Genomic DNA, 22,907 nt, shown 5'->3' with positions numbered 1-22,907 from the left:
CCCTCGCTCCGCATTCCAGCTTCCGAATGGAACGCGGAGCGTCCCTGGCTGCATTCCCACGCGGAGCGTGGGAACGATCATCGGGGCGCAGTTGGTCATTCATGCGCTGAATGACAGACAACCCGAATTCCCCAGCTACGCTTGTGCTCAGCTCCCACATCTATAAGAGGCTGCGCACGATGAGTCTTTCCTCGTTCAAGATTGCTCACAAACTGATCACCGGCGCCGGGGCCATCGAGCAACTGGCGGCCGAGCTCACACGGCTGGACATCGACAACCCGCTGATCGTCACCGATGCCGCGCTGGTCAAGTCCGGCACGGTGCAGTTGGCGCTGGCGCAGATCGGCGAGCGCGAGTACGAAATCTTCGACCGGGTACTGCCGGATCCGGAAATCGCCATCGTCGAGGACTGCATGCGCGTCTACCGAGAGGGCGGGCATGACGGGTTGATCGGCCTCGGTGGCGGCAGTGCCATCGACATCGCCAAGAGTGTCGCGGCGTACGCCGGTTATCACGGTGCGCTGGAAGATCTGTTCGGTGTCGATCAGGTGCCGCGCAAGGGCCCGCCGCTGATCGCCATCCCGACCACGGCCGGCACCGGTTCTGAAGTGACCAACGTCGCCATTCTTTCGGACAAGGTCGCCCAACTGAAGAAAGGCATCGTCAGCGACTACCTGCTGCCGGACGTGGCGCTGGTCAGTCCGCAGATGACCCTGACTTGTCCGCGCAGCGTGACGGCCGCCAGTGGCGTCGATGCCCTGGTGCATGCCATCGAGTCCTATCTGTCGCTGAATGCCTCGCCGATCACCGATTCGCTGGCCATCGGCGCGATCAAGTTGATCGCTCGCTCATTGCCCAAGGCCTACGCCAATCCGTCCAATCTGCAAGCCCGGGAAGACATGGCCACCGCCAGCCTGATGGCCGGCATGGCGTTCGGCAATGCCGGGGTCGGCGCGGTGCATGCGCTGGCGTATCCGCTGGGCGGGCGTTTCAACATTGCCCATGGCGTCAGCAATGCGCTGTTGCTGCCGTATGTCATGACCTGGAACAAGATGGCCTGCGTCGAACGGATGCAGGATATCGCCGAAGCCATGGGGGTGAAGACCGCTCATCTGAGTCTAAATGAAGCGGCCGACTGCGCCGTCACGGCGATGACCGAACTGTGCGCCGCGGTGGAAATTCCGCAGGGTCTGCGTAGTTTCGGCGTGCCCGAAGAGGCGATTCCGGCCATGGCCGTAGAGGCCGCAGGCATCGAGCGCCTGATGCGCAACAACCCGCGCAAGCTCAGCGCTGCCGACATCGAGAAGATCTACCGGGCGGCGTACTGAGAACCCGCCGGTCATCGGTCATGGCACAACCCAATCATCGCGGTCACGGTGCGCGCGCGGAAACTTGAGGTATACAATGCGCGCCATCGTGATTTAGCTCAGAAAAGGTGCGTCATGCAGCCCTTCGTTATTGCTCCGTCGATTCTCTCCGCCGACTTCGCCCGCCTGGGCGAGGAAGTGGACAACGTTCTGGCCGCCGGTGCCGACTTCGTTCACTTCGATGTCATGGACAACCACTACGTACCGAACCTGACCATCGGCCCGATGGTCTGCGCCGCGCTGCGCAAGTACGGCGTGACCGCGCCGATCGACGCGCACCTGATGGTCAGCCCGGTGGATCGCATCGTCGGCGACTTCATCGAGGCCGGCGCCACCTACATCACCTTTCACCCGGAAGCCACGCTGCACGTCGATCGTTCGCTGCAACTGATCCGCGAAGGCGGCTGCAAATCCGGCCTGGTGTTCAACCCGGCGACCCCGCTGGACGTACTGAAGTACGTGATCGACAAGGTCGACATGGTCTTGCTGATGAGCGTCAACCCAGGCTTCGGCGGGCAGAAATTCATCCCCGGCACCCTCGACAAGCTGCGCGAAGCGCGCGCGATCATCGATGCCTCGGGCCGTGACATCCGCCTGGAAATCGACGGCGGCGTCAACGTCAACAACATCCGTGAAATCGCCGCTGCCGGCGCCGACACTTTCGTGGCCGGCTCGGCGATCTTCAATGCGCCGAACTATCAGGAAGTCATCGACAAGATGCGTTCCGAACTGGCGCTGGCCCGCCCATGAGCGGATTTGAGCAGCTGTTCCCGGGGCAACTGCCGCGGTTGGTGATGTTCGATCTGGATGGCACGCTGATCGATTCGGTACCAGACCTGGCGGCGGCGGTGGATAACATGCTGCTCACCCTCGGGCGCAAGCCTGCCGGTATCGAGTCGGTGCGCGAGTGGGTCGGTAATGGCGCTCCGGTGCTGGTGCGCCGCGCTTTGGCTGGCGGCATCGACCATGCCTCCGTGGATGACGTCGAAGCCGAGCATGCGCTGGAAGTTTTCATGGAAGCCTACGGCGCCAGCCATGAGCTGACCGTGGTCTATCCCGGCGTGCGCGACACCCTGAAATGGCTGCACAAGCAGGGCGTGGCCATGGCGCTGATCACCAACAAGCCGGAGCGTTTCGTCGCGCCGTTGCTGGATCAGATGAAGATCGGCCGCTACTTCAAGTGGATCATCGGCGGCGATACCCTGCCGCAGAAGAAACCCGATCCGGCGGCGCTGTTCTTCGTGATGAAGATGTCCGGCATTCCGGCCTCGCAATCGCTGTTCGTCGGCGATTCGCGCAGCGACGTGCTGGCGGCGAAAGCGGCGGGGGTCAAGTGTGTCGCGCTCAGCTATGGCTACAACCATGGCCGGCCGATTGCCGAAGAATCCCCGGCACTGGTGATCGACGATCTGCGCAAGCTAATTCCCGGTTGCCTGGATACGGCCGCTGAGATAACGTTGCCCGACGCATCTCAATCCCCTTCTGGAAACGCCATCGTGGTGGTCACCCGCAAACTCTGGATGAAAGTCATCAAGGCCCTGGCCCGCTGGCGTTGGCGCGCCTGACTTGTTCCTGGCCGGCCTGCCGGCGCGTTTGCACACCTGACTGATTTGCACCTCACACCACGAGGCACCCTATGATCCGCGAAGAATTCCTGCGTCTGGCCGCTGACGGCTACAACCGCATCCCGCTGGCCTGCGAAACCCTGGCCGACTTCGACACCCCGCTGTCGATCTACCTGAAACTGGCCGACCAGCCCAACTCCTACCTGCTCGAATCGGTGCAGGGCGGCGAGAAATGGGGCCGTTATTCGATCATCGGCCTGCCGTGCCGCACCGTGCTGCGGGTTCACGATCATCACGTCAGCATCACCGTCGATGGCGTCGAGACTGAAAGCCACGACGTCGAAGACCCGCTGGCCTTCGTCGAAACCTTCAAGGCCCGCTACAACGTGCCGACCATTGCTGGTCTGCCGCGTTTCAACGGCGGTCTGGTGGGCTACTTCGGTTACGACTGCGTGCGTTATGTAGAGAAGCGTCTCGGCAAATGCCCGAACCCGGATCCGCTGGGCGTGCCGGACATTCTGCTGATGGTCTCCGATGCGGTGGTGGTGTTCGACAACCTCGCCGGCAAAATGCACGCGATCGTGCTGGCCGACCCGGCGCAGGCCGATGCCTACGAGCAGGGTCAGGCGCAATTGCAGGAATTGCTGGAAAAACTGCGTCAGCCGATCACTCCCCGCCGTGGCCTGGATTTCAGCAAGCAGCAGGCGGCCGAGCCGGTGTTCCGCTCCAGTTTCACCCAGGACGACTACGAAAAAGCCGTCGACACCATCAAGGAATACATCCTCGCCGGTGACTGCATGCAGGTCGTGCCGTCCCAGCGCATGTCGATCGACTTCAAGGCGGCGCCGATCGATCTGTACCGTGCGCTGCGTTGCTTCAACCCGACGCCGTACATGTACTTCTTCAACTTCGGCGATTTCCACGTCGTCGGCAGTTCGCCGGAAGTGCTGGTGCGGGTCGAAGACAACCTGATCACCGTGCGCCCGATTGCCGGCACCCGTCCTCGCGGGGCCACCGAAGAGGCCGACGTGGCGCTGGAAGAAGACCTGCTGTCCGATGACAAGGAGATCGCCGAGCACCTGATGCTGATCGACCTCGGTCGCAACGACACGGGTCGTGTTTCGGAAATCGGTTCGGTGAAACTCACCGAGAAGATGGTCATCGAGCGTTATTCCAACGTGATGCACATCGTGTCCAACGTTACCGGTCAGTTGAAATCCGGCCTGACCGCCATGGATGCACTGCGGGCGATCCTGCCGGCGGGCACCTTGTCCGGCGCGCCGAAGATCCGCGCGATGGAAATCATCGACGAACTGGAGCCGGTCAAGCGTGGCGTGTATGGCGGGGCGGTCGGTTACTTCGCCTGGAACGGCAACATGGACACCGCGATCGCCATTCGCACCGCGGTGATCAAGAACGGCGAGCTGCACGTGCAGGCCGGTGGCGGCATCGTTGCCGATTCGGTGCCGGCGCTGGAATGGGAAGAAACCATTAACAAGCGCCGGGCGATGTTCCGGGCTGTTGCACTGGCGGAACAAACCCCGGACTGAGTGACGGGGTTCAGCCATAAAAAAAACGCGGCGTCTGTGAGGGCGCCGCGTTTTTTATTGCCGACTGATCAGAAGTCGAGACTTACGCCAACATTGACCCCTTGCTGGGTAAAGTCGTCATCCTTGCGAATGTTGTAGCTGGCGCGAAGGGCCACGTCTTTGGTGAGGTTGTGGCTCACGCCCAGGTTCAGGCGGTTCAGGTTGGTTTGCGGTGTGTAGCCTTCCAGGGTGTAGCGATTGTTCGGCAGGCTGTTGAGGTTCATCGTCAGATCCTGGGCGTCGTCGTTGTATTCGCGCTCGTGGGCGAATTCGCCGAAGACCTGGGTCTGTGCGGTGATCTGGTATTTGCCCTGGATGCCGAGGCCGAGACGGCGGGAGTTGCGCGACTGGTCATCGAAGGTCAGCGCTGTGGCGTCCGCGCCTTTTTCCGAGTAGCCATCCACTTCCACCTTGCCGAAGTCGGCGCTGACGAATGGCGACAGGTGCCATGGGCTGCTGGCTTCTGGCGCGATGTCGTAGCCGACACGGCCGCCGATGGCCAGTACGTAACCGTCGGTGTCGCCTTTCTCGCCACGCTCGTTGACCCCCAGCTGGAACTTGCGCTTCAGGCTGTCGTAGTCCAGATGCCCGGCGGTAACGGCCAGGTCACCCCACCAGCGGTTTTGCTGGTACTGGGCGAATGCGGTGCCCATGTAGGAGTTGAGTTTGTACTCGGAGTCGTTGTCGCCGGCTTCGATTTTCTGGTGATAGAAACCTGCCGCCACACCGACACGCCAGGCGTCGTCGAGGCGGTAGCTGCCACCAATGTTCAGGTTGTAACCGTTACCGTCGGCGCTCGCCCCGGCGTGCTGGTCATCGAAGTCCTGATGCTGGCCGCCAGCGGAAACAATTGCTCGCCATTGACCAACGCCCTGCCAGTTTTCCCAATCGGCCAGCCATTGATTACGCAGTTCATCCTGATGCGCACGCAACGTACCCTGGGCCATTTCCGGCAGCAGGGTCAGCTCCCAGGGTGCAGCCAGCAACGAGTAGGCGTAATCGGCAATCAGTCGTTGCCCGGCTTCGGTCGGGTGCACCGAGTCGTTGTAGATCAGCTTGGTCGGATCCGGCGTTGCACTGTTGATCCCGTATCGGGCGTTTTCAGTACAACCATCGCCGCTGAAGCAGGTAGCGACCAGGTTCTGATCGGTGGCCAGGCCGAACTGCGCGGGGCTGGCAAACGCCTCCTTGAGCAGCACCGGAATGTTCAGTGGAATGACGTTGGCGTTGACCGTCTGCAGTTGGCTCACCAGTTCGGTGTTGAACTGGGCGCTGAGTTGCGAGGTGAAAGCTTGTAGAGGCGAACCGTTGATGGCCGGTGTCAGGCCGATGTCCGGCAGAAGCCAGACCATGATGTAACGGGCACCGGCACCCTGCAGTGTGCGTACGCTGTCGACCAGTCGATCGGCGGCGGCGTTGGCCTGAGGGAGACTGGTGACGCGTCCCTGAAGGAAGTCGTTGCCGCCCCCGGTCAGGTAATAGAGTGCATTCGGATCGGCGCGGAAACCGTTCGACGGCAGGTAGCCGGTACGGGTGCGTTCACCGCTGGCGGATGTAGTGGTGATCGAGTCGAGAATCTGGTCGGTGCGGTAGCCGCCCACCGCCCAGTTGTTGCCGTCCGGCAAACCCTGGCCGGCGCGTACCGCCGAATCAGCGGAAGCGGTCTGATTTGGCGTGAAACCCAGTCGACCGCCGATCAATTGGGTGGCGTTCAGCGAGTAGAACTCACCGCTGCCGTCCTGGTAGTTCGGGCCTGTACGGTTAGTGAAACGCTTGACCGAGCCGGCTGGACCGTCGGGGTCGGAGAACGTACCTGCATCGCTGAGGCTGTCGCCGAAGACAACGAAGTTCGAATAAGGATTGGGCGCGGCATTCGCCTGGGCGCAGGCCATCGCGAGCAGGCATCCGGCGAGCGGTACAAACAACGTCTGTTTGATCATGAGCAAGTCCGTTTATTTATTGTTGTATGGAACGAAACGACAGTACCAAAAACTTCCGGCGTTTTGCCATCGGTCGTCAACCCTCCCATAGTTTTCCCCCCGTCAGGCCCGGCCATATTGCACGCTCTGCCCAGCTAAGTTACTGTGCGGGAACGTATGAACGAGACCTTCCCCGTGTTGATCACCAGCAAACTCCTGGATCAAGTCATCAAGGCACACGCCCGCTGGCGTTGGCGCGCCTGAATCTTTTCTGCCGGCCCCGCCGGATCTGTATCGCTTTGCCTTCCTTGCCCGTTTGAAATGCCGCTTTGCCGTCGCCACCTGTGCGTCCGACATCGTGCAGCGTCCTGGCAAGTCATCCGAAGGCTGTTTCCAAGTCAGAATTCAAGAGGTTCGAAACGCCATGTTGCTGATGATCGACAACTACGACTCCTTTACTTACAACGTTGTGCAATACCTCGGCGAGTTGGGTGCCGAGGTCAAGGTCGTGCGCAACGACGAGCTGACCATCGCCGAAATCGAAGCGCTCAACCCGGAGCGAATCGTGGTGTCCCCCGGTCCGTGCACACCGACCGAAGCCGGCATCTCCATCGAAGCCATCAAGCACTTCGCCGGCAAGCTGCCGATCCTCGGCGTCTGCCTCGGCCACCAGTCCATCGGCCAGGCCTTTGGCGGTGACGTGGTGCGCGCCCGGCAAGTGATGCACGGTAAGACTAGTCCGGTATTCCACGAGGACAAGGGCGTATTTGCCGGCTTGAATCACCCACTGACGGTCACCCGCTATCATTCCCTGATCGTCAAGCACGAGACCTTGCCCGATTGCCTGGAGCTGACCGCGTGGACTCAGCACGATGACGGCTCGGTCGATGAAATCATGGGCCTGCGTCACAAGACCCTGAACATCGAGGGCGTACAGTTCCACCCGGAATCGATCCTCACCGAGCAGGGCCACGAACTGTTCGCCAACTTCCTCAAACAAACCGGCGGCACGCGCTAAGGACTCTCCATGAATATCAAGACAGCCCTGAGCCGTATCGTCGATCACCTCGACCTCAGCACCGATGAGATGCGCGATGTGATGCGCGAAATCATGACCGGCCAATGCACGGATGCGCAGATCGGCGCGTTCATGATGGCGATGCGCATGAAGAGCGAAAGCATCGACGAAATCGTCGGCGCGGTGTCGGTGATGCGCGAGTTGGCCGACCAGGTCGAACTCAAGACCCTCGACGGCGTGGTCGATGTGGTCGGCACCGGCGGTGATGGCGCGAACATTTTCAACGTTTCCACCGCTTCATCCTTTGTCGTTGCCGCTGCCGGCTGCACCGTGGCCAAACATGGCAACCGTGCGGTGTCGGGCAAGAGCGGCAGCGCCGACCTGCTGGAAGCGGCCGGGATCTACCTCAACCTGACCCCGGTTCAGGTAGCGCGCTGCATCGACAACGTCGGCATCGGTTTCATGTTTGCCCAGACTCACCACAAAGCCATGAAATACGCCGCCGGCCCGCGCCGCGACCTTGGCCTGCGTACCCTGTTCAACATGCTCGGCCCGCTTACGAATCCGGCCGGCGTCAAACATCAGGTAGTCGGCGTATTCACCCAGGCACTGTGCCGGCCATTGGCCGAAGTCTTGCAGCGTCTGGGCAGCAAACATGTGCTGGTGGTGCATTCGAAGGACGGTCTGGACGAATTCAGCCTTGCTGCGCCGACTTTTGTGGCCGAGCTGAAGAACAACGAGATCACCGAATATTGGGTCGAACCGGAAGATCTGGGCATGAAGAGCCAGAGTCTGCACGGTCTGTCGGTCGAAGGTCCGGAAGCTTCGCTGGCACTGATCCGCGACGCGCTGGGCAAGCGCAAGACCGAGAACGGCCAGAAGGCTGCCGAAATGATCGTGCTCAATGCCGGTGCGGCGCTGTACGCCGCCGATCTGGCAACAAGTCTGAAAGAAGGCGTGGCACTTGCCCACGACGCTCTGCACACCGGTCTCGCTCGGGAAAAACTCGAGGAGTTGGGTGCCTTTACCGCGGTATTCAAAGTGGAGAATGAGGGATGAGTGTACCGACGGTTCTGGAAAACATTCTGGCCCGCAAGGTTCAGGAAGTCGCCGAGCGTAGCGCCCGTGTGAGCCTGAGCGAGCTGGAAAGTCTGGCCAAGACGGCCGATGCACCCCGCGGTTTTGCCCGTGCCTTGCTGGCGCAGGCCAAGAAGAAACAACCGGCAGTGATCGCTGAAATCAAGAAGGCTTCGCCGAGCAAAGGCGTGATCCGCGAGAATTTCGTTCCCGCCGACATCGCCAAAAGCTACGAGAAGGGCGGGGCGACCTGTCTGTCGGTACTGACTGATATCGACTACTTCCAGGGCGCTGATGCTTATCTGCAGCAGGCCCGTGCCGCGTGTTCGCTGCCGGTGATCCGCAAGGACTTCATGATCGATCCGTACCAGATCGTCGAAGCCCGTGCGCTGGGCGCCGACTGCGTGCTGCTGATTGTCTCCGCGCTGGATGACGTGAAAATGGCCGAGCTGGCTTCGGTGGCCAAAGGCGTCGGTCTCGATGTTCTGGTGGAAGTCCACGACGGCGATGAGCTGGAACGCGCATTGAAGACCCTCGACACGCCACTGGTCGGGGTCAACAACCGCAACCTGCACACCTTCGACGTGAGCCTGGAAACCACCCTCGACCTGCTGCCGCGCATTCCGCGCGATCGTCTGGTGATCACCGAGAGCGGGATCCTCAACCGTGCCGATGTCGAACTGATGGAAATCAGCGACGTTTATGCGTTCCTGGTCGGTGAAGCGTTCATGCGCGCCGAAAGCCCGGGCATTGAACTGCAACGCCTGTTCTTCCCAGAGCGCGGCGTTCCGGTGAGCGGTTCGACCCTCGACTGATCGACTCTTCGCAGGCGCCCGTATCCCTGTGGGAGCGGGCTTGCCCGCGAAGGCAGCATAAGATTCACCTCAGACTGAACGTCCTATGGAAACCTTATGATCCCCACTTCCCTGACCATCGAAGCCGGTCTGCAAGCCGAGCAGGATCTGCTGGCCTCGGTCTGCGCCGGTGATGCCGAGTTCGGCCTGCTGTTCTGGCAACCCAGTGATCGCGCTTTGGTCATGCCACGCCGCTTGAACCGCCTTCCCGGATTCGATCACGCCTGTGAAGTCTCCGCCGCTGCCGGTTGGCCGGTGCTGCTGCGTGAAACCGGTGGTGAACCTGTTCCGCAATCCGCTTCGACGATCAACATTGCTCTGGTCTACGCGCCGCCTCGCAGCGAAGGCGATCTGAACCGCATCGAAACCGGTTACCGGCGTCTGTGTGATCCGATCTGTCAGTTGCTGGATGAGTTGGGTGGTACGTCTTCGCTGGGTGAAATCGATGGCGCGTTCTGCGACGGTCGTTTCAACGTCAACCTCGACGGCCGCAAGATGGTCGGCACCGCTCAGCGCTGGCGCCAGAGTCAGGGTGGTCAGCGCCCGGTGGGATTGGTGCACGGTGCGATGCTGCTGGATGACGAGCGCGAATCGATGGTCGCGGCGGTCAATCGCTTCAACGAAGCGTGTGGCCTGGAGCAACGGGTACGTGCCGCCAGCCACATCGCGTTGCATGAGAAATTCCCGGCGCCCCATGCATTGGCGCGACTCGATGAACTCTTTCGTTTAATGCTGGCGCAGATCTACGCCGCCTGAGCGTTCGAACTCAGCGAGTGCCGAAGACCACCATGGTCTTGCCTTTCACATCCACCAGGTTGCGTTCCTCAAGATCCTTGAGCACGCGACCGACCATCTCCCGCGAGCAACCGACAATCCGCCCGATTTCCTGACGGGTCACCTTGATCTGCATGCCGTCCGGGTGGGTCATCGCATCGGGTTGCTTGCACAACTCCAGCAGGCAGCGGGCCACACGACCGGTGACATCGAAGAACGCCAGATCGCCGACCTTGCGCGTGGTGTTGCGCAAGCGTTGTGCGATTTGTCCGCTGAGCACGTAAAGAATGTCTGGATCTTGCTGCGACAACTCACGGAATTTGGCGTAGCTGATTTCCGCGACTTCGCACTCGACCTTCGCCCGCACCCAGGCACTGCGCTCCTGTTCCTGGCCGGCCTGTTCGAACAGGCCCAGCTCACCGAAGAAATCCCCGGCATTCAGGTACGCGATGATCATCTCGCGGCCGTCGTCGTCCTCGATCAGGATCGTGACCGAACCGCGGATGATGAAGTACAGCGTGTCCGAGCGATCCCCGGCGCAGATGATATTGCTCTTGGCCGCATGACGGCGGCGCTGGCAATGCATCAGCAGCTTGTCGAGGTTCTTGATTTTAGGTGTGGGGGTAATACCAACCATGGTTGTATCCCGAAAAGACTGCACGGTTATATTTGGTTTTTATATGAGGCGCTGAGGCGGTCGCTACAAATACTGGCTAGGCGCCAGTGAATTGGCGCCAGCTTACCAGACACTTCGTCGAAAATTCGAGAAATTACCTACGCAGTAAGGGCATCCGTCCTAGGATCAGCGCTCGCAGTCAAACCGGGGCCCTGTGCTAAGCTGGCGACCCTTTTTTCTACAGTGGAGTCTTGGCGATGAAGGCACGCATCCAATGGGCTGGCGAAGCCATGTTCCTCGGCGAATCCGGCAGCGGTCATGTCGTGGTCATGGACGGTCCGCCGGACGCCGGTGGTCGCAATCTGGGTGTTCGCCCGATGGAAATGCTCCTGCTGGGCGTTGGCGGCTGCAGCAACTTCGACGTGGTCAGCATCCTGAAGAAGTCCCGTCAGGCAGTTGAAAGCTGCGAAGCTTTCCTGGAGGCCGAGCGCGCGACCGAAGATCCGAAGGTGTTCACCAAGATCCACATGCACTTCGTGGTCAAGGGTCGTGGCCTGAAAGAAGCCCAGGTCAAACGCGCCATCGAGCTGTCGGCGGAGAAGTATTGCTCGGCCTCGATCATGCTCGGCGCGGCCGGCGTGGCAATCACCCACGACTATGAAATCGTCGAACTCGGCTGAGCCGACATTCAACTATCATAAAAGCAGTGCAGACTCTGGCGATCCCCCGCTGACGTCTGCATAATGCGCCACTTTTTTCAGGGCAGTGATCGGTCAATCGACGGGTCATCCGCCTGAACAGATAACCAAAATCGCCATCGCGAAGAGGTGTTAACCGTCCTACGCAGGTGCGTTGTTCGCACTTGACGGGCATGCTTGATCACGCGGCCGGGCCGCATACATAGAGAGTTTTTAACGGTGAAAAGCAAACTCAAGCTCCACGGGTTCAATAACCTGACAAAGACCTTGAGCTTCAACATCTATGACATCTGCTACGCGGAAACCCCGCAAGACCAGCAGGCTTACGTCGAGTACATCAATCAAGAGTACAACGCGGAACGCCTGACGCAGATCCTCACGGAAGTTGTCGAAATCATTGGTGCCAACATTCTGAACATTGCCAGTCAGAACTATGAGCCTCAGGGTGCCAGCGTCACGATTCTGATCTCGGAAGAACCGGTCACCCCGACCGAAAGCCAGATCGAAGAGTCCCCGGGTCCGCTGCCGGAAATCATCCTGGCCCACCTCGACAAGAGTCACATCACGGTGCATACCTACCCGGAAATCCATCCGGACGCCGGTATTGCAACATTCCGTGTGGACATCGACGTGTCGACCTGTGGTGTCATTTCACCGCTCAAAGCGCTCAACTTCCTCATTCACCAGTTCGATTCGGACATCGTGACCGTGGATTACCGTGTGCGCGGCTTCACCCGTGACGTTGAAGGCAACAAGCACTTCATCGACCACGAGATCAACTCGATTCAGAACTACCTTTCCGAAGACACCCGCGACGCGTACCAGATGACCGACGTGAACGTGTACCAGGAAAACCTGTTCCACACCAAAATGCTGCTGAAGAACTTCGAACTGGATAACTACCTGTTCGGCGATGCCACCAGTAATCTGTCCTCTGAGCAACGCGCCCAGGTGACCGAGCGTGTGAAGCACGAAATGCTGGAAATCTTCTACGCGCGCAATATGCCGAGTTAAGAAATCCGGGCACAAAAAAAGGCGACTGCTTTGCGGCAGTCGCCTTTTTTATGGGCGTTTTTCAGATTCGGTAAGTGCTTTTTGTCATCACTTTGGCCAACAGGCTCATGCCGAACTTCACCGGCGCCGGGAAGCGGAAACCACCAGCCTCCAGCGCGCTTTCTGCGTGATGTTCTTCATCGATACGCATCTGTTCCAGAATTGCCCGGGATTTCTCATCCTCGGCCGGCAGTTGTTCCAGATGCTCGTTCAGGTGCTTGCACACTTGATGCTCGGTTGCCGCGACAAAACCGAGGCTGACCTTGTCGCTGATCAGCCCGGCGACTGCGCCGATCCCGAACGACATGCCATAGAACAGCGGATTGAGCACGCTGGTGTGGCTGCCCAACTGATGAATACGCTGTTCGCACCAGACCAGATGATCGATCTCTTCTTCGGCCGCATGCTCCATGGCTTCGCGCACCTGCGGCAGCTTGGCGGTCAGGGCCTGACCCTGATACAGCGCCTGGGCACAGACTTCGCCGGTATGGTTGATACGCATCAGGCCGGCGACGTGGCGGGTGTCTTCGTCGCTCATCTGCACGTCGGGCTGCACGATGGCCGGCGACGGACGGTACGGCTGGCCGCTGAAGGGCAGCAGGGTTCGCATTGCGGCATCGGCTTGCAGCAGAAGACGGTCAATTGGCGAATAGTGACGTTGGGTAGTCATGCTGACCTCCGGGAAGAATCTCGGCGGCCAGTTTAACCGAATCGGCCGGGGAAGGTTTGCGCTGGGTCATGTGGGAGCAGGGCGCTCCCACAGATTTCGAGGTCGATCAGCCCGGTGGCCAGTTCATCTGGCGTTGACCGAGTACGTGCATATGAATGTGGTAGACCGTCTGCCCACCCTTTTCATTGCAGTTCATCACCACGCGGAAGCCTTCCTCGCAACCCAGTTCCAGCGCCAGACGCTGGGCGGTGAACAGGATATGCCCGGCCAGTGCCTTGTCGTCTTCCGTCAGGTCGTTGAGGGTGCGCACCGGTTTCTTCGGGATCACCAGAAAATGCACCGGTGCCTGTGGGGCGATGTCGTGGAACGCCAGAACCTGGTCGTCCTCGTAGATGATCTTCGCCGGGATTTCCCGGTTGATGATCTTGGTGAACAGAGTATCCACAGCTGTTTTCTCCGTTGTGTGAGCTGGGCTGAGTGTACCCACGAGGGATCACCGCGCCCAGCCATTTGCCTGCCGGCCCTTCAGCGCGGGCAGTAAGCTTTGTTGACCATGCCGACGATGGTGCGGTTGAGCCAGCGCGAACCCAGTCGTGGCAGAAAGGCGAACCAGCGGTTTCTGCGCCCGGGAATGATGATCGCGCGGTTTTTCTCCAGGGCGCGCACGGTATACAGCGCGACTTCTTCGGGGCTCATCAGCAGTTTGCTGGCGTTGAGTTTGTCGTTGTTCAGTTGCGCCGTGCGAAAGAACGCCGTGCGTGTCGGGCCCGGGCAGAGCACCGAGACTTTCACCGCGCATTTTTTCAGTTCCACCCGCAGCGCTTCGGAAAAATGCAGAACGTAGGCCTTGCTGGCGTAGTAAGTGCTCATCCACGGACCGGGATTGAACGCGGCGACCGATGCCACATTGAGAATCTGCCCGCCACCCTGCAGAGCCATGCTGTTGCCGATCGCGTGACACAGGCGCGTGAGGGCGAGGATGTTCACTTCGATCAGGTCCTGCTCGGTCATCCAGTCCTGGGCCAGGAACGGACCGCACGTGCCGATGCCGGCACAGTTCACCAGCAGATCGATCTGCCGGTCACCTTCTTCAAGCTCCAGCAGAAACCCGGACAGGCGCAACGGCTCGCCCAGATCGCAGGCCCGGAACAGTACCTCCACGCCGAAGCGCTGGGTCAGTTCAATCGCAATGCTTTCCAGCTGATCACGCTGTCGGGCCACCAGAATCAGGCTGCGGCCTCGGCGGGCCAGGGCTTCGGCCATGGCCAGGCCGATACCGCTGGAGGCGCCAGTGATCAGAGCGTAACGGGTCATGCAGTTCTCCATCGCAACAACTCCGCGCCGTGGACGCAGGTGTCACGGCGGGGAGCGCTGTTCATTCTTTCGCAGAGTCTACAGGGGCCGGCGCGGCTTCGGCTGCATCGTCCACCAAATTCGGCGCGGGCTCGACTTCGACATCGACTTCATCAGCGGTCACCGAACCGCTCTCGTAACTGCTTTCGAGGCTGGTTTCGTACTCCTGCTGGATCGCCGAGATCCCGCCCAGCATTCCGCCGACGAAGAACAACCCGATAAAGACGATCCACAGGGAGCACAGGACTTTGACTGCGGTGCTGTTCGGTGGCGGTGGCGGGCCATAGCGATTGGCGCCGGTATTGCCCGGCATGACCATGATCACCAGCGGGAAGAAGCTGCCCACGAACGGGACCAGGGTCAGCAGCCAGAGCCAGCCTGACCAGCCGATATCGTGCAGACGCTGAATGCTGAACAGGATGCCGACGATCGCGAAGGCCAGGAACAGGAAGAAGGCGAAGATACCGCCAATGATCAGGCCGGAGGTCGAATCGGCGCTCACCAGGCCCAGACCGATCAGCGCAAACACACCGATGATTGGCAGCGTCACCAGACTCAGTACCATCGACCATGCCAGGTAGCGCAGGCGGCCGATCCGGCCTTCGACACTCAGTGGCTTCAGGGCTGCGAACTCTGGCAGGTGTTCACCGACACTGGCCCGAGGCGGTGCATAGGGTGAGTCGGGCTCAGTCACGGCAGCGGAGTGTTCCTGGACATCGGACAGATTCAGTTCGATGGCTGTTTCCGTCTCGATCCGGGCGTCGATCCCAGTCTTGCCCAGCGCTTGCAAATAAGCCTGGGCGTCGCTGTGTGACAGGTCGCGCTTGAGGGCAACGGCGCGTCCATTGAACAGGCGCTCGATGCCGGCCACGTCACTCTTGAACAGGTCGGCCAGATTGAGTTTGGCCGTGGTGATATCGACGCCAGGCTGAAGGGCTCCGTCGAAAACGATCTTGTAACGCGGTTCGCTCATGACCGAGGCATCCTTGTCGCGAAAGAAATTGAATTGAAGCGTGTTGCAGTCGCCCAGTGTAAGGCCAGTCGGGCAATGACTGGCCGGAATTTTCTCAGCGTGGCCAGCGTTTCGGAAGTTGCGCCGCGTGCTCCAGGGCCTGGCGATACTCGGCATCGAGGCGTGCCACCAGTTGGTCCACGCTCGGCAGATCATCGATTTCGCCTACCCCCTGGCCGGCCGACCACACGGTTTTCCAGGCCTTGGCTTCATCGTTGATCGGTTTGAGCTTGTCGCCGAAGTTCACTTCACCTTTGCCTTGCAGCGCAGCCGTGTCGAAACCGGCAGCTTCCAGGCTTTGACGCATGAAACTGGCCGGTACTCCAGACACGGCAGGAGTATGAATGATGTCCGCGGCCTTGGCTGTCAGGAGCATCTCCTTGTAGGCGTCGGGCGCATGACTTTCAGTCGTACCGATGAATCGCGTACCGAAGTAGGCCAAATCCGCGCCGAGCAGCTGTGCGGCGAGAATCTCATGGCCGTGGTTCAAACATCCTGCAAGCAGCAGCGTCTTGTCGAAGAACTGACGAATCTCGGCAATCAGCGAAAACGGGCTCCAGGTGCCGGCATGGCCACCGGCGCCGGCGGCAACGGCGATCAAACCATCGACGCCGGCTTCGGCGGCTTTTTCCGCATGGCGGCGAGTCGTCACGTCGTGGAACACCAGGCCGCCATAGCTGTGCACGGCGTCCACCAGTTCCTTAACCGCACCGAGGCTGGTGATGACGATGGGCACCTTGTGCTCGACGCAGATCTTCAGATCCGCCTGCAAACGCGGATTGCTCTTGTGAACAATCAGGTTCACGGCATAAGGCGCCGGGTTATCCAGTGTCGCCAGTCCTGCTTCGATCTGTTCCAGCCAGGCCTTGAACCCGCTGCTTTCGCGTTGGTTGAGCGCCGGAAAGCTGCCCACCACGCCATTGCGACAGCACGCGAGCACCAGTTCAGGATTGGAAATCAGGAACATCGGCGCAGCCACGACGGGCAGGCGCAGACGTTGTTCGAGCAGAGCGGGCAGCGACATCGGAAGTACCCCGGAAAGTTGAACCAGTTGAAGTTAGAACGGCTTGACCACGACCAGAATTACGATAGCCAGCAATATCAGAACCGGCACTTCATTGAACCAGCGATAAAAGACATGGCTGCGGGTGTTCTCGCCACGGGCAAAACGTTTTACCTGCGCGCCGCACATGTGGTGATAACCGATCAACAGCACGACCAGGGTCAGCTTGGCGTGGATCCAGCCACCGCTGCTGAAGATGCTCGGGTTCAGGTAGATCAGCCAGCCGCCGAAGATCAGCGCGGCGATCATCGCCGGGCCCATGATGCCGCGATACAGCTTGCGCTCCATGACGCTGAAGCGTTCCTTGCTGATCGTGTCTTCACTTTGGGCGTGATAAACGAACAGTCGCGGCAGGTAGAACAGTCCGGCAAACCAGCACACGATGCTGACGATATGAAGCGCTTTGATCCATAGATAGAGCATTTTTGTTTATTCCCTCATTCACGGTAGGCCGGATAGTAGAGGCTTGAGCGTCCGCACGTCACCTTGACGGTTGTCGCAGGGGCGCGCGGCCCCTATTATCGACGGCTTTCCAGTGGGTTCGTTGAGGGCAGGTTTATGGTCAAGGTCGGTATCGTCGGCGGCACGGGTTACACCGGTGTCGAACTGCTGCGTCTGTTGGCACAGCATCCGCAGGCAGAAGTGGTGGTGATCACTTCCCGATCCGAGGCCGGTCTGGCCGTGGCTGATATGTACCCGAACCTGCGCGGCCACTACGATGGCCTGGCGTTCAGCGTGCCGGACATCAAGACCCTGGGCGCTTGCGATGTGGTGTTCTTCGCCACCCCGCACGGCGTTGCCCACGCACTGGCCGGTGAATTGCTGGCGGCGGGCACCAAGGTCATCGACCTGTCGGCGGACTTCCGTCTGCAGGACGCGGATGAATGGGCCAAGTGGTACGGCCAGCCGCACGGTGCGCCGGAGCTGCTGGATGAAGCGGTTTATGGCTTGCCGGAAGTCAATCGTGAGCAAATCAAGAAAGCACGCCTGATTGCGGTGCCGGGTTGCTATCCGACCGCAACTCAGCTGGGTTTCCTGCCATTGCTTGAGGCAGGTCTGGCCGATACTTCGCTGCTGATCGCTGACTGCAAGTCCGGTGTCAGCGGTGCCGGTCGTGGTGCTGCCGTAGGCTCGCTGTACTCCGAGACGTCGGAAAGCATGAAGGCTTATGCGGTGAAAGGTCACCGTCATTTGCCGGAAATTCGTCAGGGGCTGCGTCGTGCGGCGGGCAAGGATGTCGGTCTGACCTTCGTGCCACACCTGACACCGATGATTCGCGGCATCCATTCCACGCTCTATGCGACCGTGGTGGATCGCTCGGTGGATCTGCAGGCACTGTTCGAAAAGCGTTATGCCAACGAACCGTTCGTCGACGTGATGCCGGCCGGTAGCCATCCGGAAACCCGCAGCGTGCGTGGCGCGAACGTTTGCCGTATCGCGGTTCATCGTCCACAGGATGGTGATCTGGTAGTGGTGCTTTCGGTGATCGATAACCTGGTCAAAGGCGCATCGGGTCAGGCGGTGCAGAACATGAACATCCTGTTCGGGCTGGATGAGCGCTTTGGTCTGTCCCATGCGGGCATGCTGCCGTAACGGCTTGTTGGACTCGTAAAAAGGCCCGTGGAACGGGCCTTTTTGCATTCTGGTCGGTTGATCGGCTTTATTGATATACCGTAACAATAGTTGACCGATTTTCTAGGACAAGCGGATAATGCGCGTCATCACGCATTATGGCGGCGTAACGCCGGGAGAAAGTCAGCATGAGCGTCGAATCCTTCACCCCCACGGCTTTGCAATTCACCCAGGGTGCCGCGCACAAGGTGAAGAGCCTGGTCGATGAAGAGGGGAATGATCGCTTGAAGCTGCGCGTATTCGTTACGGGCGGCGGTTGTTCAGGGTTTCAGTACGGCTTCACCTTCGATGAAGATGTGGCCGAGGACGACACTATCGTCGAGCGCGAAGGCGTGAGTCTGGTGGTTGATCCGATGAGTTTCCAATACCTGGCAGGTGCCGAGGTGGACTACCAGGAAGGTCTGGAAGGTTCGCGGTTCGTGATCAAGAACCCGAATGCCACCACGACTTGTGGTTGCGGCTCCTCGTTCTCGATCTGATTTCGCTTCACCGTGCACAGTAAAACGCCGCAGAACTTCACGGTTCTGCGGCGTTTTGTTATCTGCGTTTTGCCTTAGTTGGGGTAGATGGCGCCGAGTACGCGCAAGCCCTTTGCGCCGGTGACACTGGGGCGATTGGCGGTGATGCCCTCCAGGCAGCAATGGGCCAGCCAGGCGAAGGCCATGGCTTCGACCCAATCCGGATCTACGCCGTGGGTGGCGGTGCTGGCGACTTTTGCGTTTGGTAGCAGGTCAGCCAGACGCTTCATCAGCGTGGCGTTGTGGGCGCCGCCGCCGCAGACCAGAAGCTCTTCGGTATTCGATTGAGCGCTTTGCAGCGACTCGACGATGGTCAGCGCTGTCAGTTCGAGCAGCGTTGCCTGTACGTTTTCGGGTGTGAAACCCGGCAGGTGTGACAGATGCTGTTCCAGCCAAGGCAGGTTGAACACTTCACGGCCGGTACTCTTCGGACCTTGGGTCGAGAAGAAGGGATCGCTCAGCAATGCCTTGAGCAGGATTGGCTCAACCTTGCCGCTGGCTGCCCATTGACCATTGCGATCATAGTTTTCGCCGCGCTGTTGGTGAATCCACGCATCCATCAGCACATTCCCAGGCCCGCAGTCGAATCCGGCTACAGGCTTGTTCGGTTCAATCAGGCTGAGATTGCTGAAACCGCCGACATTCAGGACTGCGCGGTTACCGGTACGCTCTTCGAACAACGCTTCATGGAAGGCAGGAACCAGCGGGGCGCCTTGGCCGCCGGCGGCCACATCGCGACTGCGGAAGTCACTGATGACCGTAATGCCGGTCAGCTCGGTCAGCAGGGCAGGGTTGCCGATCTGTACGGTGAAGCCGCGTGCCGGCTCATGGCGAATGGTCTGGCCGTGGCTGCCGATCGCGCGAATGGCTTCGGGTTTGAGCTGTTGCTGCTCGAGCAGGGCATGGATCCCTTGGGCTGCAAGCTTCACCCAGTTCTGCTGGGCAATGGCCGAGCGGGCGATCTCGTCGGGGCCGCTGGCGCACAAGCCAAGCAGCTCGGCGCGCAGAGAGTCAGGCATGGGAATGTAATGCGTGGCGATCAGGTTTATCGCCGAGGTCTGCTCGATCAGGGCGATGTCCAGACCGTCGAGGCTGGTTCCGGACATCACGCCGATATAGAGAGCCATGGCTTAACGCTTGCTCGAGGCCAGCATGGTGGCCTTCTCTTGGTCCATGCGAGCCATCAGCGGTTGGCTCTGTGCCAGGAAGCGAGCGCGTTCGGCTTTGGCAATCGGGTCGGCCATTGGCAGCTTCTGGCCCAGCGGATCGACGTGAACACCGTTGACCTGGAACTCATAGTGCAGGTGAGGACCGGTGGAAAGGCCGGTGGTGCCGATGTAGCCGATCACCTGGCCCTGCTTGACGGTACCACCGGTTTTCACGCCTTTGGCGAAACCCTGCATATGGCCGTACAGCGTGCGGTAGGTGTTGCCGTGCTGAATGATCACAGTGTTGCCGTAACCACCACGACGACCTGCCAGCAATACTTTGCCGTCACCGGCAGCCTTGATTGGCGTACCGCGCGGGGCGGCGTAGTCGACACCTTTGTGGGCGCGGATCTTGTTGAGGATCGGGTGTTTGCGGCCCATGGAAAACTTGGAGCTGATGCGAGCGAAGTCCACCGGAGTACGGATGAACGCCTTGCGCATGCTGTTGCCATCGGCGGTGTAGTAGCTGCTGTTGCCCTGCTTGTTGGTATAACGCACGGCGGTGTAGGTCTTGCCGCGGTTGGTGAAGCGGGCGGACAGGATCGGGCCATTGCCGACGGCTTTGCCATTGACCACTTTCTGCTCGTAGATCACGTCGAACTCGTCACCCTGGCGGATATCCTGGGCGAAGTCGACGTCGTAGCCGAACACGCTGGCCATATCCATGGTCAGGCTGTGGGACAGGCCGGCGCGGGCGGCTGATTGGGACAGCGAGCTATTGATTACGCCGTGGACGTAAGCGGTGCGAACGGTTGGTTTGGCGGTAACGCGGTTGAAAACATAACCCTTGTCGTTCTTGGTCAGGGTGATGGTTTCGACGTCGCTGACCTTGCTGTGCAGGTTGGTCAGTTGGCCTTGCGGGTTGAGCTCGAATTCGAGTTTCTGGCCGTGTTTGAGCTGGCTGAACTGCTTGGCCTGTTTGTCGCTGGCCAGCACGTCATGGACGGCTGCGGCGGGAAGGCCGACCTTCTCGAACAATGTCGAAAGGGTATCGCCCTTGGAGACGATCACTTCCCTGTGGCCTGGAGCCTTCTTTTCAGGAGCGACCGGTGCAGGCGCTGGCGCGGCCTGGGCGGTTTGAGGTGCGTCTTCTGCGCTGTTTTCGATCTGCGCGAAGGGCGAAGCTACTGGCTCATTTGTGGCTTGAACCGCGTCAGCAGCGTCTTGATCTTGTGTCAGTTGTTCAGCAGGACTTTCCAGTTCAAGGCTCAGGGTTGTCTTTTTGGCTTCAACATCACTGGAAGGAAATACCAGGAGCGCCAGGCTGAGAAGGGCGGCGATCCCACTTGCGGCAAGCAGGTGGGTCTTCGGGTAAAGCGGTGGCGCTTTAGACGGTTCAGTGGTCATAAGTAGTTTTGACTTTGAAAAGATGAATTGGAAAAGATGAATGACATGATGAAGATGAAATAACTGTATAAAATATAACCAAATCATCTCTGAGGCAAGTCCGCAGGCATCTCGCCCGTGGATTGGTGTCCGTGCGCCGGGCAAAACTTGTAATTGGTGCGCGATCTTGTATGGTTGGTTCCCTTTGAATCTGAGCCTTGCGGGTCTGTTATGAAGTCGGTTGAAGAGCAGCTAGCGCTGATTAAACGTGGTGCGGAAGAATTGTTGGTCGAGTCCGAGCTGATCGAAAAGCTCAAGCGTGGCCAGCCGCTGCGAATCAAGGCCGGCTTCGATCCAACGGCGCCGGATCTGCACCTTGGTCACACCGTGCTTATTAATAAGCTGCGCCAGTTCCAGGAGCTGGGGCATCAGGTGATCTTCCTTATAGGTGACTTCACCGGAATGATCGGGGACCCGAGTGGCAAGAGTGCAACTCGTCCTCCACTGACCCGTGAGCAGGTTCTGGAAAATGCCGAGACCTACAAGACTCAGGTCTTCAAGATTCTTGATCCGGCGAAAACCGAAGTCGCGTTCAACTCCACCTGGATGGATCAGATGGGGCCAGCGGACTTTATTCGCCTGACTTCGCAGTACACCGTGGCTCGTATGCTTGAGCGTGATGACTTCGACAAGCGCTACACCACCAATCAGCCAATCGCCATTCATGAGTTCCTCTATCCGCTGGTTCAGGGGTATGACTCGGTTGCATTGCGTGCGGATGTGGAGCTGGGCGGTACCGATCAGAAGTTCAACCTGCTGATGGGGCGCGAGCTGCAGCGTGGTTATGGTCAGGAAGCTCAATGCATTCTGACGATGCCTTTGCTCGAGGGGCTGGATGGCGTTAAGAAGATGTCCAAGTCGTTGGGCAACTACGTCGGTATCCAGGAAGCGCCGGGCGTCATGTACAGCAAGCTGGTTTCGATCCCGGACGCGTTGATGTGGCGTTACTTCGAACTGCTCAGCTTCCGTTCGATGGATGAGATCAATGCTTTCCGTGCTGATGTAGAGGCGGGTGCCAATCCTCGCGACATCAAGATCAAGCTGGCTGAGGAAATTGTTGCGCGTTTCCATGGTGAAGAGGCTGCTGCCAATGCTCACCGTGGTGCGGGTAACCGTATGAAGGATGGCGAGTTGCCGGATGATTTGCCGGAAGTCGAACTGACTGCTGCCGAAGATATGCCGATTGCTGCCGTCCTTAATAAGGCAGGCCTGGTGAAGAACTCGGCGGCTGCTCGTGACCTGCTGGCTTCTGGCGGTGTGCGTGTAGATGGTGAGGTTGTCGATCGTTCCTTTATATGCGTGCTGGGTGCGACTCATGTTTGCCAGGCTGGCAAGAAGGCTTTTGCACGGATTACGCTGAAATCCGAGTAAGGTTGAAATTAGGGGTTGACGGCAGATTCTGGAGGCCTATAATTCGCCCCACTTCCGGCGCAGTCGAAACGGAAAACTCCTTGAAGTTCAATGAGTTACGCAGTTTTCGACAGCGGCTTGCTTCAGATCATCGAAGCCTGGAAGGAGTTGAAAGAGTGGTGATG

At 59.6% G+C, this 22,907-nt stretch carries 23 protein-coding genes; 13 read left to right on the top strand and 10 right to left on the bottom strand.

What is annotated here, in order from left to right; genetic code table 11:
- The first annotated feature begins 179 nt into the window (after window positions 1–179).
- The 4 genes from AC07VV_RS08195 (at window position 180) to trpE (ending at window position 4,482) form a co-directional block, all read left to right on the top strand.
- Window positions 180–1,328, top strand: a complete 1,149-nt coding sequence (locus tag AC07VV_RS08195) for an iron-containing alcohol dehydrogenase (RefSeq protein WP_495035962.1) — start codon at window positions 180–182, stop codon at window positions 1,326–1,328.
- A 114-nt stretch (window positions 1,329–1,442) separates the two neighbouring features.
- Window positions 1,443–2,117 carry a ribulose-phosphate 3-epimerase gene (gene rpe / locus AC07VV_RS08190; RefSeq protein ID WP_007918813.1) on the top strand — a complete coding sequence of 225 codons (675 nt, stop codon included), beginning with the start codon at window positions 1,443–1,445 and terminating at the stop codon, window positions 2,115–2,117.
- Window positions 2,114–2,932, top strand: coding sequence for a phosphoglycolate phosphatase (locus AC07VV_RS08185; RefSeq protein WP_495035961.1), 819 nt, complete (start codon window positions 2,114–2,116; stop codon window positions 2,930–2,932). The genes rpe and AC07VV_RS08185 overlap by 4 nt, the downstream gene beginning before the upstream one ends.
- A 71-nt stretch (window positions 2,933–3,003) precedes the next feature.
- Entirely contained in the window at window positions 3,004–4,482 is a 1,479-nt protein-coding gene (gene trpE, locus AC07VV_RS08180) for an anthranilate synthase component I (RefSeq protein WP_085709232.1), read from the top strand.
- A 68-nt stretch (window positions 4,483–4,550) separates the two neighbouring features.
- Here the strand turns inward: trpE and estP are convergent, their stop codons facing one another.
- Window positions 4,551–6,461, bottom strand: a complete 1,911-nt coding sequence (estP, locus tag AC07VV_RS08175) for an esterase EstP (protein ID WP_495035960.1) — start codon at window positions 6,459–6,461, stop codon at window positions 4,551–4,553.
- A 403-nt stretch (window positions 6,462–6,864) separates the two neighbouring features.
- On the opposite strand from estP, the gene AC07VV_RS08170 reads away from it, so the two are divergent.
- The 4 genes from AC07VV_RS08170 (at window position 6,865) to AC07VV_RS08155 (ending at window position 10,145) form a co-directional block, all read left to right on the top strand.
- Window positions 6,865–7,458 carry an aminodeoxychorismate/anthranilate synthase component II gene (locus AC07VV_RS08170; RefSeq protein ID WP_495035959.1) on the top strand — a complete coding sequence of 198 codons (594 nt, stop codon included), beginning with the start codon at window positions 6,865–6,867 and terminating at the stop codon, window positions 7,456–7,458.
- Window positions 7,459–7,467: 9 nt separating this feature from the next.
- Window positions 7,468–8,517 (top strand): anthranilate phosphoribosyltransferase, encoded by a 1,050-nt coding sequence (trpD, locus tag AC07VV_RS08165; RefSeq protein WP_096817925.1) that lies wholly within the window; start codon window positions 7,468–7,470, stop codon window positions 8,515–8,517.
- Entirely contained in the window at window positions 8,514–9,350 is an 837-nt protein-coding gene (gene trpC / locus AC07VV_RS08160; protein ID WP_495035958.1) for an indole-3-glycerol phosphate synthase TrpC, read from the top strand. Before trpD ends, trpC begins: the two co-directional genes overlap by 4 nt.
- A gap of 96 nt (window positions 9,351–9,446) precedes the next feature.
- Window positions 9,447–10,145: a lipoate--protein ligase family protein gene (locus AC07VV_RS08155; protein WP_495035957.1), complete on the top strand. Its 699-nt coding sequence runs from the start codon at window positions 9,447–9,449 to the stop codon at window positions 10,143–10,145.
- A 10-nt stretch (window positions 10,146–10,155) separates the two neighbouring features.
- Here AC07VV_RS08155 and crp read toward each other — a convergent pair whose 3' ends face one another.
- Window positions 10,156–10,800 carry a cAMP-activated global transcriptional regulator CRP gene (gene crp / locus AC07VV_RS08150; RefSeq protein WP_085709238.1) on the bottom strand — a complete coding sequence of 215 codons (645 nt, stop codon included), beginning with the start codon at window positions 10,798–10,800 and terminating at the stop codon, window positions 10,156–10,158.
- 236 nt (window positions 10,801–11,036) lie between these two features.
- Here crp and AC07VV_RS08145 point away from each other — a divergent pair, with 236 nt between their 5' ends.
- Together AC07VV_RS08145 and speD are read left to right on the top strand one after the other, a co-directional pair.
- On the top strand, window positions 11,037–11,459 hold the full coding sequence (locus AC07VV_RS08145; protein WP_003228794.1) for an OsmC family protein: 423 nt from the start codon (window positions 11,037–11,039) through the stop codon (window positions 11,457–11,459).
- 237 nt (window positions 11,460–11,696) lie between these two features.
- Entirely contained in the window at window positions 11,697–12,491 is a 795-nt protein-coding gene (speD, locus tag AC07VV_RS08140; RefSeq protein WP_007956315.1) for an adenosylmethionine decarboxylase, read from the top strand.
- A gap of 61 nt (window positions 12,492–12,552) precedes the next feature.
- Here the strand turns inward: speD and coq7 are convergent, their stop codons facing one another.
- The 6 genes from coq7 to hemJ form a co-directional block, all read right to left on the bottom strand.
- The gene (gene coq7, locus AC07VV_RS08135; RefSeq protein WP_007956317.1) at window positions 12,553–13,200 is read right to left on the bottom strand and encodes a 2-polyprenyl-3-methyl-6-methoxy-1,4-benzoquinone monooxygenase; all 648 of its coding nucleotides are present in this window, start codon (window positions 13,198–13,200) and stop codon (window positions 12,553–12,555) included.
- Window positions 13,201–13,306: 106 nt separating this feature from the next.
- A complete protein-coding gene (locus AC07VV_RS08130) occupies window positions 13,307–13,645 on the bottom strand; it encodes a histidine triad nucleotide-binding protein (RefSeq protein WP_003228789.1) in 339 nt (112 codons plus the stop codon).
- A gap of 80 nt (window positions 13,646–13,725) precedes the next feature.
- Window positions 13,726–14,514, bottom strand: a complete 789-nt coding sequence (locus AC07VV_RS08125) for an SDR family NAD(P)-dependent oxidoreductase (protein ID WP_007956321.1) — start codon at window positions 14,512–14,514, stop codon at window positions 13,726–13,728.
- A gap of 61 nt (window positions 14,515–14,575) precedes the next feature.
- On the bottom strand, window positions 14,576–15,526 hold the full coding sequence (locus tag AC07VV_RS08120) for a DUF805 domain-containing protein (RefSeq protein WP_495035956.1): 951 nt from the start codon (window positions 15,524–15,526) through the stop codon (window positions 14,576–14,578).
- Window positions 15,527–15,620: 94 nt separating this feature from the next.
- Complete coding sequence (locus AC07VV_RS08115; RefSeq protein WP_495035955.1) at window positions 15,621–16,589, bottom strand: NAD(P)H-dependent flavin oxidoreductase; 969 nt, start codon at window positions 16,587–16,589, stop codon at window positions 15,621–15,623.
- A 33-nt stretch (window positions 16,590–16,622) separates the two neighbouring features.
- A complete protein-coding gene (hemJ, locus tag AC07VV_RS08110) occupies window positions 16,623–17,051 on the bottom strand; it encodes a protoporphyrinogen oxidase HemJ (RefSeq protein WP_085709241.1) in 429 nt (142 codons plus the stop codon).
- 135 nt (window positions 17,052–17,186) lie between these two features.
- Between hemJ and argC the strand changes: the two genes are divergently transcribed.
- On the top strand, window positions 17,187–18,221 hold the full coding sequence (gene argC / locus AC07VV_RS08105) for an N-acetyl-gamma-glutamyl-phosphate reductase (RefSeq protein WP_457379713.1): 1,035 nt from the start codon (window positions 17,187–17,189) through the stop codon (window positions 18,219–18,221).
- A gap of 167 nt (window positions 18,222–18,388) precedes the next feature.
- Window positions 18,389–18,739, top strand: coding sequence for an iron-sulfur cluster insertion protein ErpA (gene erpA, locus AC07VV_RS08100; RefSeq protein ID WP_003228776.1), 351 nt, complete (start codon window positions 18,389–18,391; stop codon window positions 18,737–18,739).
- Between the two features lie 74 nt (window positions 18,740–18,813).
- Here erpA and AC07VV_RS08095 read toward each other — a convergent pair whose 3' ends face one another.
- Together AC07VV_RS08095 and AC07VV_RS08090 are read right to left on the bottom strand one after the other, a co-directional pair.
- Window positions 18,814–19,905 carry an anhydro-N-acetylmuramic acid kinase gene (locus tag AC07VV_RS08095; RefSeq protein WP_495035954.1) on the bottom strand — a complete coding sequence of 364 codons (1,092 nt, stop codon included), beginning with the start codon at window positions 19,903–19,905 and terminating at the stop codon, window positions 18,814–18,816.
- Between the two features lie 3 nt (window positions 19,906–19,908).
- Complete coding sequence (locus AC07VV_RS08090) at window positions 19,909–21,333, bottom strand: peptidoglycan DD-metalloendopeptidase family protein (protein ID WP_096817945.1); 1,425 nt, start codon at window positions 21,331–21,333, stop codon at window positions 19,909–19,911.
- Window positions 21,334–21,543: 210 nt separating this feature from the next.
- Here AC07VV_RS08090 and tyrS point away from each other — a divergent pair, with 210 nt between their 5' ends.
- Complete coding sequence (gene tyrS, locus AC07VV_RS08085) at window positions 21,544–22,743, top strand: tyrosine--tRNA ligase (RefSeq protein ID WP_457379710.1); 1,200 nt, start codon at window positions 21,544–21,546, stop codon at window positions 22,741–22,743.
- Window positions 22,744–22,907 lie beyond the last annotated feature (164 nt).

The sequence above is a fragment of the Pseudomonas sp. GW821-FHT02C04 genome (genome assembly GCF_059421845.1).
This window is presented reverse-complemented; position numbering and strand designations above follow the sequence as displayed.

What these genes read in the sequence shown, in the direction of transcription:
- AC07VV_RS08195 (WP_495035962.1), top strand. Translation starts at nt 180, where the DNA reads ATGAGTCTTTCCTCGTTCAAGATTGCTCACAAACTGATCACCGGCGCC.
- rpe (WP_007918813.1), top strand. Translation starts at nt 1,443, where the DNA reads ATGCAGCCCTTCGTTATTGCTCCGTCGATTCTCTCCGCCGACTTCGCC.
- AC07VV_RS08185 (WP_495035961.1), top strand. Translation starts at nt 2,114, where the DNA reads ATGAGCGGATTTGAGCAGCTGTTCCCGGGGCAACTGCCGCGGTTGGTG.
- trpE (WP_085709232.1), top strand. Translation starts at nt 3,004, where the DNA reads ATGATCCGCGAAGAATTCCTGCGTCTGGCCGCTGACGGCTACAACCGC.
- estP (WP_495035960.1), bottom strand. Translation starts at nt 6,461, where the DNA reads ATGATCAAACAGACGTTGTTTGTACCGCTCGCCGGATGCCTGCTCGCG.
- AC07VV_RS08170 (WP_495035959.1), top strand. Translation starts at nt 6,865, where the DNA reads ATGTTGCTGATGATCGACAACTACGACTCCTTTACTTACAACGTTGTG.
- trpD (WP_096817925.1), top strand. Translation starts at nt 7,468, where the DNA reads ATGAATATCAAGACAGCCCTGAGCCGTATCGTCGATCACCTCGACCTC.
- trpC (WP_495035958.1), top strand. Translation starts at nt 8,514, where the DNA reads ATGAGTGTACCGACGGTTCTGGAAAACATTCTGGCCCGCAAGGTTCAG.
- AC07VV_RS08155 (WP_495035957.1), top strand. Translation starts at nt 9,447, where the DNA reads ATGATCCCCACTTCCCTGACCATCGAAGCCGGTCTGCAAGCCGAGCAG.
- crp (WP_085709238.1), bottom strand. Translation starts at nt 10,800, where the DNA reads ATGGTTGGTATTACCCCCACACCTAAAATCAAGAACCTCGACAAGCTG.
- AC07VV_RS08145 (WP_003228794.1), top strand. Translation starts at nt 11,037, where the DNA reads ATGAAGGCACGCATCCAATGGGCTGGCGAAGCCATGTTCCTCGGCGAA.
- coq7 (WP_007956317.1), bottom strand. Translation starts at nt 13,200, where the DNA reads ATGACTACCCAACGTCACTATTCGCCAATTGACCGTCTTCTGCTGCAA.
- AC07VV_RS08125 (WP_007956321.1), bottom strand. Translation starts at nt 14,514, where the DNA reads ATGACCCGTTACGCTCTGATCACTGGCGCCTCCAGCGGTATCGGCCTG.
- AC07VV_RS08120 (WP_495035956.1), bottom strand. Translation starts at nt 15,526, where the DNA reads ATGAGCGAACCGCGTTACAAGATCGTTTTCGACGGAGCCCTTCAGCCT.
- AC07VV_RS08115 (WP_495035955.1), bottom strand. Translation starts at nt 16,589, where the DNA reads ATGTCGCTGCCCGCTCTGCTCGAACAACGTCTGCGCCTGCCCGTCGTG.
- hemJ (WP_085709241.1), bottom strand. Translation starts at nt 17,051, where the DNA reads ATGCTCTATCTATGGATCAAAGCGCTTCATATCGTCAGCATCGTGTGC.
- argC (WP_457379713.1), top strand. Translation starts at nt 17,187, where the DNA reads ATGGTCAAGGTCGGTATCGTCGGCGGCACGGGTTACACCGGTGTCGAA.
- erpA (WP_003228776.1), top strand. Translation starts at nt 18,389, where the DNA reads ATGAGCGTCGAATCCTTCACCCCCACGGCTTTGCAATTCACCCAGGGT.
- AC07VV_RS08095 (WP_495035954.1), bottom strand. Translation starts at nt 19,905, where the DNA reads ATGGCTCTCTATATCGGCGTGATGTCCGGAACCAGCCTCGACGGTCTG.
- AC07VV_RS08090 (WP_096817945.1), bottom strand. Translation starts at nt 21,333, where the DNA reads ATGACCACTGAACCGTCTAAAGCGCCACCGCTTTACCCGAAGACCCAC.
- tyrS (WP_457379710.1), top strand. Translation starts at nt 21,544, where the DNA reads ATGAAGTCGGTTGAAGAGCAGCTAGCGCTGATTAAACGTGGTGCGGAA.